Source organism: Fulvivirga marina (assembly GCF_016775155.1).
Classification (GTDB): domain Bacteria; phylum Bacteroidota; class Bacteroidia; order Cytophagales; family Cyclobacteriaceae; genus Fulvivirga; species Fulvivirga marina.
This window is the reverse complement of the sequence record NZ_JAEUGD010000037.1, coordinates 1-1,916: the sequence shown is the minus strand read 5'-3', so window position 1 is coordinate 1,916 and position 1,916 is coordinate 1. Positions and strand designations below refer to the sequence as shown.

At 35.5% G+C, this 1,916-nt stretch carries 3 protein-coding genes; all 3 read left to right on the top strand.

Features of this window, described 5'->3' with window-relative positions; translation table 11 throughout:
- Positions 1-50 precede the first annotated feature (50 nt).
- Entirely contained in the window at positions 51-278 is a 228-nt protein-coding gene (locus tag JMN32_RS10425; RefSeq protein WP_449528503.1) for a hypothetical protein, read from the top strand.
- A gap of 708 nt (positions 279-986) precedes the next feature.
- Positions 987-1,142: a hypothetical protein gene (locus JMN32_RS10420; protein ID WP_202856276.1), complete on the top strand. Its 156-nt coding sequence runs from the start codon at positions 987-989 to the stop codon at positions 1,140-1,142.
- A gap of 149 nt (positions 1,143-1,291) precedes the next feature.
- A partial coding sequence (locus JMN32_RS10415; protein ID WP_202856275.1) for a tetratricopeptide repeat protein occupies positions 1,292-1,916 on the top strand: 625 nt, incomplete at its 3' end.

Sequence of the window (1,916 nt, the reverse complement as noted above, 5' to 3'; positions counted from 1 at the left end):
TGTTCAGGCACTTCTGGGATACTTTAAAAAAAGGGCAAGTATTTAATGGCATTATAAAGAATAAAGCGAAAGACGGGTCTGTGTATTGGGTAGATGCTACTGTTGTTCCAATTAAGGAAAATGGCAAGATTAAAAAATACATAGGTGCTCGATATCATATAACTAATGAAGACTTTGCCATTGCCATGTATAACTTACAGGCTGATCGTTTAAAGTTGCCTAAACATGCATGCAACGAGGAAGAGCTTTTATATGCATATAATGGGAAACTANCCTAAACATGCATGCAACGAGGAAGAGCTTTTATATGCATATAATGGGAAACTATGAAAATACCGGGTATAAGCTTGCTGAAAGTGGGTATGCCGTTAATCTATTACTAATAGTGGGCTATTTTTTTTGATAAGCTTTTCAAAGAAGGTGTCCAGCAATTAAATGGATCCACTAAGGAATTTTGTGTATTTGGCATTAACCAATAACTCAAAGGTAATAAATTTATATCCTGCATCGGTCTGGATATAATTAGTCCCTAGTTCCGTACGGTTTGCGTCTGTAATCATCTCCGAAAATAGGACAGTGTGAAAGTAGAAAAATCGACTTGAATGAAATTTGAACTGTATCTATAAATAGGAAAAGATTTTCACCTGCTGGCATCCATAATATTAAGCATGTATGTGGAGCAACTTGTCAAATTTTCGGGTAAGTTAATGGTTCAAAACGACCCTTTGATAATTTTTTTTTGTTATTAATATATCATTATATTACAATAAAGCCGCTGCCAATTGTTAAAAATTTATTTTACTTGTGGTTGGCTGTTAATTAGTTTGTAATGCAAGGCCATTTAAGTATAACTTATTCATTACCAGCATAACATTGGCTTAACTTACAATTAGATGATAAAATGAGAAAAGGAGTAAGTTTGTGACGGTCTTATTCAATTGCCTGATGACCCTAAATACAACCCAAACCATTTAAATTGAAAAACAATGAAAATTAGAAAAATTGCACTGATCGCCATGCTTGGCTTGTTTGGACTCACCTTTACCGCATGCCAGGAAGAAGAAATAGTACCCGGTACTGATAATGTGCTTAATACCGAAGGTGCGAATGAAGGACATGATGTGGGACCGGGGGATATTTGAAAGTTGATTATCAAATAGAGTTTGCAAAACGGATTTGTTTCTAATGCACGTAAGTTTTGCCAAGTATATGTACCTTGATTATTTTAATAATACCGGCATATTTGTCCGGTATTATTAATATTTTTTTTCAACCAATAAACCTTAATTTAATGCTGAGACTAATCACTCTGACGGTCTTTAGCATGCTGTTTTTTACAGCATGTACCCAGGAAGATATATATACCCACGACCCAGCCAAACTTGAAACTTTAAAGAGTATCCATCAAACCTATCTAAATCACTATGATGAACCGGCCGTGGCTTTTGAACTCCTTGAAAAAATAAAGGTTCTTGCCATTGAACTAGATAACAAAGAATATCTGGCTAAATATTATGCCAATCACGCCTATCTTAACAGAACGGCTAACCAATATGGAGAAGCTATTAAATCCAACAAACTAGCGCTAGCACTGTATGAACAGTTGAACGATCCGTTAAGGCAGGCTAAAGCAGCTTCAAATTTAGGCAATGTTTATAGGCTTGCCGATAAACCTACCGAGGCTATACACTATCTTGAACATGCTAGAGAATTGTATATGCAGTTGGATCAACCTCAAAAACTTCCTGGAATATACGATAACATTAGTTTGGTGTATATGGGACTGCAACAGTTTGATAAAGCAGAACACTATGTTTCAAAAAGCCTTGAGGCAGGTATTGCTTTAGAATCAACATATTGGATATCCAATGCCTATATTAACTATGGAGAAATGTACTTTAGGCAGCAAAGGTTTG

What these genes read in the sequence shown, in the direction of transcription:
- JMN32_RS10420 (WP_202856276.1), top strand. Translation starts at nt 987, where the DNA reads ATGAAAATTAGAAAAATTGCACTGATCGCCATGCTTGGCTTGTTTGGA.